This is a genomic window from Streptomyces hydrogenans (assembly GCF_014656075.1).
GTDB classification, from domain to species: domain Bacteria; phylum Actinomycetota; class Actinomycetes; order Streptomycetales; family Streptomycetaceae; genus Streptomyces; species Streptomyces hydrogenans.
This window is the reverse complement of the sequence record NZ_BNBS01000111.1, coordinates 19,753-27,170: the sequence shown is the minus strand read 5'-3', so window position 1 is coordinate 27,170 and position 7,418 is coordinate 19,753. Positions and strand designations below refer to the sequence as shown.

Sequence of the window (7,418 nt, the reverse complement as noted above, 5' to 3'; positions counted from 1 at the left end):
ACCAGCCCAACTGCCAAGCCCCCGAATCAAACTCATTCTGAAATGATCAGTTAGTTCCATCAGCGGGCCCGGGCCGGCTCAAGGAGCGCTATGAGGCGTGCGGAAAAGTCCGGGTGCCATCCGACTTTGAGTTCGTCGGCGAGCATGTGGTACGAGCCTTTGGTCACGAAGGTCTCGTCGCACCCTGAGCGGATGGGGAAGCGGGCCTCGCGGTCGACCCAGCGGTAGATGAGCCTGGCTTCCTTCTTCTTCTCGTCCTCGGTGGCCTCGGGGCCGAGTTCTTCCGCCATCTCGGCGAAGCGGGACTGCCACTCCTCAACAAGTTTGCGCTCGTATTTGCCGAGTTCGCCGGCACGCAGCAGATTCTCGGTAGACCAGCGGGATCGCTGAGCGAAAGCCCGGACGTAGTCCCGCACGGCTAGACCGATCCGGTCAGCGCCGACACCGATAAGGCCCAACTGACGAACAAACTGCTGGTCGGCTGCCTGGGAGGGGTCTGAAGCCATGTCAGAGATGTCGGAGTCGATCGGCAGGTTGTCGTAGCGGAACTGCCGTTGAAGGTCGGAGAGCATCTCATCGAACTCGATGCCGGTGACCGGGCTCCCGCCTTGCGTCTGCATCTGCTCGATCACCCGGTTGTAGAACCAGCCCTCCAGCCGGACAAGGAAGGACTTCGCCGCATCGTGCCCGACGGCGAAGGCGGCAAGACCCTGCAGCGCAGTACGGACCTCAGTGATGTTCGGGGTGCCGCTGAGAATCTCGATGCGGGACATCAGGGAGCGTTGCAGTGGTCTGTCGCCCCGGTCCAGGTTGTCGAAGGCCTCGAAGCACTTCGGCAGAGAGCCCTTCGTCGCCTTCGAGGCCTTGCGGGCTTCACGGAGCAGATGCAGCGCACGCTCTTCATCGCGGTACTGGCTGCCTCGGGGTTGAAGGCAGAACGCTGCGCTGTTTGCAGGGATCTCGGCCGTCGTCAGAAGGAACAGTTTGGTCTCGGCGAGCGCGATCCGGTCGGCCTTGGCGGCTTCCGCCCAGATGCGGAGGGTCTTCCAAAGATCCTCGGCCAGGTCGGTCATGCGAACACCTTCAGCGCGCTGTTTGAGCTGAATCAGGCGCGTATCCGGGCCCTGGTGAATTTCAATGTCGTCGGCTGCCTCGACCGCAACACTCCAGTCCATGTCGCCGCTCATCCATTGCTCGATGCAGATATGCAGAGCCTTGGCGAACTGGAAGAGGTACCCGAGCGCCGAAGCCGACGCCTCATACTGCTCACCGGTGTCTGTCATCGCCCACCCTCTTCGTCAGACCGACGCAGCGATCATTCCACGATGGTGATCGCCCGCACATGGCTATGCGTAAAGCAGGCGGCTCCGTTCCACTGCGAACGCCGCGAAGCCGCCGGCGAGCTCGTAGCTGATGGCCCGGCGGTGGCAACCGATGGAGTGCAGCTTGGCCTGGCCCGAACCGAGAATCGTGGTGTTGAGGTCGCCCAGCAGTGCGGGCAGCAGCCCGGCGACCACGGGGAGGTTCGCGCCCTGACGGTACCGGTTCGTCTCCGCGACCTGCTCCCGCACCCGCTCCGCAGCGGCGGTCGGCGCGGACGGAACAAGACCCGGGGTGGCCAGAGAGGATGAGGGAGGAACGGCGCAGCGCTGCCCGCAGCGCCGGCATGGCGCACCCACCATGGCACCTCGCGCAGGGAACTCACCAACAGCGGACGGTCGCCTGCCGCCTTGGCAAGGTGGACGATCTTCTTCGGATTGCCCGCCCGCTAGGACTTGTCCGGTCGATCATGTGCGGAGCCAGATGGCGAGGGCTGCTGCGGTGACGGTGCCGAGGTAGACGTAGCCGCGTTTGTCGTATCGGGTTGCGACCGCTCTGGCGTGAGGAGAACCAGGAGGGTGGTGGGTCACCGCATCGCCGCGCGCCGCGTTCAGGGCATCGGCAAACGCGCCGGACGCGGCGCCGAGAAGATAGAGGACGGCTGGGCGAATGAGGCAGGCATGTCGCTGAATCGCCATCGCAGGTTCCGTGGTCGAAATCGCCTGGGTCCGACCGGTGGCGCACCGGTGCGCCACCGCGACCTCGCGTCGATAATTACACCATGATGCGCATTCGCAAAGATCGTTGCGCGCGACCGGAACCTGATGCGCCATCAGGAAAGTCAGCATTGAGTCAGCATCAGTACCGCCCAGAACCGCCGCCCGGCGCCAGAGACCGTCAAGATCAACATTTCGCTCCACATGCTCTGACCTGCAAAGACCCTGCCCAGCAGCTTGCCTGTTAGTCTCATCAGGAGATACCAATGAGGATGCTGATCAACGTGCCCGAGACCGTCGTAGCCGACGGGCTGCGGGGGATCGCCGCCGCTCATCCCGAGTTGACCGTGGACGTGGAGCGGAGGGTGGTGGTGCGGCGGGACGCGCCGGTGGCGGGGAAGGTGGCGCTGGTCTCGGGGGGCGGGTCGGGGCACGAGCCGCTGCACGCGGGGTTCGTGGGGCCGGGGATGCTGGACGGGGCGTGCCCCGGGGAGGTGTTCACGTCGCCCGTGCCCGATCAGATGGTGCGGGCCGCGGCCGCCGTGGACAGCGGGGCGGGGGTGCTGTTCGTGGTGAAGAACTACACGGGTGACGTGCTGAACTTCGAGATGGCGGCCGAGCTCGCCGAGGACGAGGGCATCCAGGTCGCCCGGGTGCTCGTGGACGACGACGTGGCCGTGACGGACAGCCTGTACACGGCGGGGCGGCGCGGGACCGGGGCCACTCTCTTCGTGGAGAAGCTGGCCGGGGCGGCGGCCGAGGAGGGCGCGCCGCTGGAGCGGGTGGAGGCACTGGCGCGGCGGGTGGTCGCGCGGTCGCGGTCGTTCGGGGTGGCGCTGAGCGCCTGCTCCACGCCCGCGAAGGGCAGCCCGACCTTCGATCTGCCGCCCGGGGAGCTGGAGTTGGGGGTGGGGATCCACGGCGAGCCGGGGCGCGAGCGGCGCGGGATGATGACCGCGGGGGAGATCGCCGAGGTCGCCGTCGACGCCGTCCTGGACGACCTGCGGCCGTCGGATCCGGTGCTGCTGCTGGTGAACGGGATGGGCGGGACGCCGCTCCTGGAGCTGTACGGGTTCAACGCGGAGGTGCGGAAGGTGTTGGACGCCCGGCGGGTGCCGGTGGCGCGGACGCTGGTCGGGAACTACGTGACCTCGCTCGACATGGCGGGCTGCTCGGTGACCGTGTGCGCGGCGGACGAGGAGCTGCTGCGCCTGTGGGACGCGCCGGTGGCCACCCCCGCGCTGCGCTGGGGCCGGTGAGCGGGCGATGACGGGGACGACGTACGGCGCCGCCTTCGCGGTCCGCTGGATGGGGACGGTGGCGGCCGCGGTCGCGCGGGAGGCCGACCGGCTCACCGAGCTGGACTCGGCGATCGGCGACGCGGACCACGGGGCCAATCTGCGGCGCGGGTTCGCCGCGGTGTCCGAGACCCTCGCGAAGGAGCCGCCCGCGACGCCGGGCGCGGTCCTGGTGACCTCCGGACGGGTGCTGATCTCGACGGTGGGCGGCGCCTCCGGACCGCTGTACGGAACGCTGCTGCGGCGGGCCGGCAAGTCCCTCGGCGAGACCGGGGAGGTCACGCGGGCCGGGCTGGCGGACGCGCTGGCCGCCGGGGTCGCGGCGGTCGGGCAGCTCGGTGGGGCGGTGCCGGGCGACAAGACGATGCTGGACGCGCTGACGCCCGCGGTGGAGGCGCTGCGCGAGTCGTTCGCCGCCGGGCGGGCCGCGGCGGAGGCGGGTGCGCTGGCGACCGTGCCGCTCCGGGCGCGCAAGGGCCGTGCCAGCTATCTCGGCGAGCGGTCGGTCGGGCACCAGGACCCCGGGGCGACGTCCTCGGCGCTGCTGTTCGCCGCCCTGGAGGAGGTGGCGGCCGAATGAGCGGCGGCCCGGGCAAGGTGGGGATCGTGCTGGTCTCGCACAGCGCGGCCGTCGCCGGCGCCGTCGCCGACCTGGCCCGCGAGCTCGCGGACGAGGGCGGCCTGGCGCCGCTCGCCGAGCTCGGCGGCACCCGCGACGGCGGTCTCGGTACGAGCTCCGAGCTGATCACCGCGGCGGCACGGGTGGTCGACGAGGGCGCCGGAGTGGCGCTGCTCGTGGACCTGGGCAGTGCGGTCCTGACCGTGAAGGCCCTGCTCGCGGAGGGCGACGAACTCCCGGCGGGCGCCCGGCTCGTGGACGCCCCCTTCGTGGAGGGCGCGGTGGCCGCGCTGGTGACGGCGAGCGCCGGCGGCGACCTCGACGCGGTCGCGGCCGCGGCCTCGGAGGCGTACGGCTACCGCAAGGTCTGACCCTCCCGCCGCGGTGTCCGACCCGCCCCGCCCCGCGCGGACGTCCGTCGGCGCCCCTCCGGGGGCGTCGGCGCTCCGGAGCGCGAGTGACCGACCCCGCATTGTGATGAAGCAGGTCAACCCACTAATGTCACAGGGCCTTGGTGTTCGGGAAACCGGTGCAGTACCGGTGCGGCCCTCGCCACTGTGATCGGGAGGTCAGGCTCCGTCCCTTCGGGGAAGCCACTGCTCCGCCGCGGGAGACCGTCGCGGGGTGGGAAGGCGGAGTCGGACGTCACTACCGTCAGCCAGGAGACCGGCCAGGGCGCGTTGTCCATCCACGAGGTGCTGGAGAGGGTCTCCCGATCATGCATATAGCCGAGGGGTATCTGCCCCCCGTCCATGCGGCCGCCTGGGGCGTCGCATCGGCGCCGTTCGTCGTCCACGGCGTCCGCGCGCTCACCCGCGAGGTGCGCGCCAACCCCGAATCCACTCTGCTGCTCGGTGCCTCCGGCGCCTTCACGTTCGTCCTGTCCGCCCTCAAACTGCCGTCCGTCACGGGAAGTTGCTCCCACCCGACGGGCACGGGGCTGGGCGCCATCCTCTTCCGGCCGCCGATCATGGCGGTGCTCGGCACGATCACACTGCTGTTCCAGGCGCTGCTCCTCGCCCACGGCGGGCTGACGACGCTCGGCGCGAACGCCTTCTCGATGGCGATCGTCGGCCCCTGGGCGGGGTACGGCACGTACCTGCTGTTCCGGAGGTTCGGCGCGCCGCTGATGGTGGGGGTCTTCTTCGGCGCGTTCGTCGCCGACCTCTCCACCTACTGCGTGACCAGCGTCCAGCTGGCCCTCGCCTTCCCCGACCCGGGCAGCGGGGTGGCGGGCTCGCTCGCCAAGTTCGGCGGGATCTTCGCGGTGACGCAGATCCCGCTCGCGGTCAGCGAGGGCCTGCTGACGGTCCTGGTCATGCGGCTGCTCACGCAGTCCAGCAAGGGTGAGCTGCTGCGGCTGGGCGTGCTCGCCCGGCCGCAGGCGGCCGAGCGGCGCGAGGAGGCGGCGGCGTGATGAGCCGGAACGCGAAGATCAACGGTCTGCTGCTCCTGCTGGTGGCCGCGCTGGCCGTGCTGCCGCTGGCGCTCGGCCTCGGCGACCACAAGGAGGAGCCGTTCACCGGCGCCGACGGGGAGGCCGAGACGGCGATCACCGAGATCCGGCCGGACTACGAGCCGTGGTTCTCGCCGCTGTACGAGCCGCCGTCCGGCGAGATCGAGTCGGCGCTGTTCTCGCTCCAGGCGGCGCTCGGCGCCGGTGTCCTCGCCTACTACTTCGGGCTGCGGCGCGGCCGACGGCAGGGCGAGCAGCGGGCGGCGGCCCGCGCCGGGAGCGGCGCGACCGCCTCGGGAGCGGACGCGACCGCCGACGCGGACGTGCATACGACCGCGGCTGCGACCGCGACTTCGGCTGCGACCGCGACCGCGACCGCCGAGGCGACCGCGACCCCGGACAAGGGTGCGTAGCCGCCGATGCTGCCGATCGACGCGGCGGCGCACAGCAGCCGCTGGCGCCGCCGCCATCCGGTGGAGAAGGCCGCGCTCGGCTTCGGCCTGACGCTGAGCGCGGTCTGCCTGCCGCCGTGGCCGGGGGCGCTCCTGGTCGCGGCGGCCACGCTCGCCGTGCTGCTCGGTCCGGCCGGCGTGCCGGGCCGGCAGCTGTGGCGAGCCTTCCGGATCCCGCTGGGCTTCTGCGTCACCGGGGCCGTACCGCTGCTCTTCGCGGTGGGCGGCTCCGGCGGCCCCGTGGCCTGGGCCCCGGACGGTCCGGTCCACGCCGGGGAACTGCTGCTGCGGACCGCCTCGGCCTCGCTGGGCGTGCTGCTGTTCGCCTTCACCACACCGTTGTCGGACGTGCTGCCCCGGTTGGTGCGGGCCGGGGTGCCGGCGCCGGTGGTGGACGTGGCCCTGGTGATGTACCGGATCGTCTTCCTGCTCCTGGACGCGCAGAGCAAGGTGCGGCAGGCGCAGGCGGCCCGGCTCGGGGCGACGACCCGGGCCGCGGTGTGGCGCTCCATGGCAGGCCTCGGCGCGACCTCGTTCGTCCGGGCCTTCGACCGGGCGCAGCGGCTCCAGACCGGGCTCGCCGGGCGCGGTTACGACGGCACCCTGCGGGTCCTGCTGCCCGAGGCGCCGGTCTCCCGCCCGTTCCTCGCCGCGACGGGCGGCCTCCTCGCGGGGCTCGTCGCCCTCACCCTCGTACTGGAAAGGCTGCTGCCATGACGTCCCCCACCCCGGTCGTGGAACTGGTCGGCGCGGGTTTCGCCTACGAGGACGGGCCCGCCGTCCTCACGGACGTCGGGTTCGCCGTGCGGGAGGGACGGGCGGTCGCGCTGCTCGGACGCAACGGCGGCGGGAAGACGACGCTGCTGCGGCTGCTGAGCGGCGGGCTGCGGTGCGCCTCCGGCAAGCTGCTCCTGGACGGCGCGGAGGTGACGTACGACCGGAAGGGGCTCACCCGGCTGCGGACCTCGGTGCAGCTGGTGGTGCAGGACCCGGACGACCAGCTGTTCGCCGCCTCGGTGGCGCAGGACGTGTCCTTCGGGCCGATGAACCTGGGCCTGCCGGAGGACGAGGTACGGCTCCGGGTGACGCAGGCGCTGGCGGCGCTCGACATCACGGCGCTCGCGGACCGGCCGACCCACCTGCTGTCCTACGGCCAGCGCAAGCGGGCCGCGATCGCGGGCGCGGTGGCCATGCGCCCCCGGATCCTGATCATGGACGAGCCGACGGCGGGCCTCGATCCGCACGGCCAGGAACGACTCCTGGAGACCCTGGACGGGCTGCGGGCCGCGGGCACGACGGTGGTCATGGCCACGCACGACGTGGACCTGGCGCTGCGCTGGGCCGACGAGGCCGCCGTCCTCTCCCCCGCCGGGCTGCGCACCGGCCCGGTCGCCGAACTCCTCGCCGACGAGGCGCTGCTCGACGCGGCCCGGCTGCGGCGCCCGTGGGCGGTCTCGGTCGGGCGGCTCCTCCGCGCGCAGGGCCTGCTCCCGGAGGACGCACCGGGTCCGCGGACGGCGGAGGACCTGGACGCGCTGCTGGACCGGGTCGGCTAGG

Annotated in this window: 10 protein-coding genes and 1 riboswitch; of the genes, 7 read left to right on the top strand and 3 right to left on the bottom strand. The window is 71.7% G+C overall.

Translation table 11 applies throughout. The features are described from left to right. Positions 1-59 precede the first annotated feature (59 nt). The 3 genes from IE321_RS32435 to IE321_RS32425 all read right to left on the bottom strand — a co-directional run bounded on the left by IE321_RS32435 (position 60) and on the right by IE321_RS32425 (position 2,168). Entirely contained in the window at positions 60-1,283 is a 1,224-nt protein-coding gene (locus IE321_RS32435) for an ABC-three component system protein (RefSeq protein WP_190225527.1), read from the bottom strand. 63 nt (positions 1,284-1,346) lie between these two features. Further along, positions 1,347-1,571 carry a hypothetical protein gene (locus IE321_RS32430; RefSeq protein WP_190225526.1) on the bottom strand — a complete coding sequence of 75 codons (225 nt, stop codon included), beginning with the start codon at positions 1,569-1,571 and terminating at the stop codon, positions 1,347-1,349. A gap of 216 nt (positions 1,572-1,787) precedes the next feature. Beyond that, positions 1,788-2,168: a hypothetical protein gene (locus IE321_RS32425; RefSeq protein ID WP_190225528.1), complete on the bottom strand. Its 381-nt coding sequence runs from the start codon at positions 2,166-2,168 to the stop codon at positions 1,788-1,790. A gap of 134 nt (positions 2,169-2,302) precedes the next feature. On the opposite strand from IE321_RS32425, the gene dhaK reads away from it, so the two are divergent. The 7 genes from dhaK (at position 2,303) to IE321_RS32390 (ending at position 7,417) form a co-directional block, all read left to right on the top strand. Continuing rightward, positions 2,303-3,295: a dihydroxyacetone kinase subunit DhaK gene (gene dhaK, locus IE321_RS32420; protein WP_190225525.1), complete on the top strand. Its 993-nt coding sequence runs from the start codon at positions 2,303-2,305 to the stop codon at positions 3,293-3,295. 7 nt (positions 3,296-3,302) lie between these two features. Continuing rightward, positions 3,303-3,914 carry a dihydroxyacetone kinase subunit DhaL gene (gene dhaL / locus IE321_RS32415; RefSeq protein ID WP_190225524.1) on the top strand — a complete coding sequence of 204 codons (612 nt, stop codon included), beginning with the start codon at positions 3,303-3,305 and terminating at the stop codon, positions 3,912-3,914. Continuing rightward, complete coding sequence (locus IE321_RS32410; RefSeq protein WP_190225523.1) at positions 3,911-4,324, top strand: PTS-dependent dihydroxyacetone kinase phosphotransferase subunit DhaM; 414 nt, start codon at positions 3,911-3,913, stop codon at positions 4,322-4,324. The genes dhaL and IE321_RS32410 overlap by 4 nt, the downstream gene beginning before the upstream one ends. A 124-nt stretch (positions 4,325-4,448) precedes the next feature. Continuing rightward, a riboswitch (cobalamin riboswitch) is annotated at positions 4,449-4,642 on the top strand. 29 nt (positions 4,643-4,671) lie between these two features. Continuing rightward, positions 4,672-5,370, top strand: coding sequence for an energy-coupling factor ABC transporter permease (locus tag IE321_RS32405; RefSeq protein WP_190225522.1), 699 nt, complete (start codon positions 4,672-4,674; stop codon positions 5,368-5,370). After that, positions 5,370-5,822 (top strand): energy-coupling factor ABC transporter substrate-binding protein, encoded by a 453-nt coding sequence (locus IE321_RS32400; protein ID WP_190225521.1) that lies wholly within the window; start codon positions 5,370-5,372, stop codon positions 5,820-5,822. The genes IE321_RS32405 and IE321_RS32400 overlap by 1 nt, the downstream gene beginning before the upstream one ends. Positions 5,823-5,828: 6 nt before the next feature. Further along, a complete protein-coding gene (gene cbiQ, locus IE321_RS32395) occupies positions 5,829-6,578 on the top strand; it encodes a cobalt ECF transporter T component CbiQ (RefSeq protein WP_190225520.1) in 750 nt (249 codons plus the stop codon). Next, entirely contained in the window at positions 6,575-7,417 is an 843-nt protein-coding gene (locus IE321_RS32390; RefSeq protein WP_190225519.1) for an ATP-binding cassette domain-containing protein, read from the top strand. The genes cbiQ and IE321_RS32390 overlap by 4 nt, the downstream gene beginning before the upstream one ends. Position 7,418: the final 1 nt, after the last annotated feature.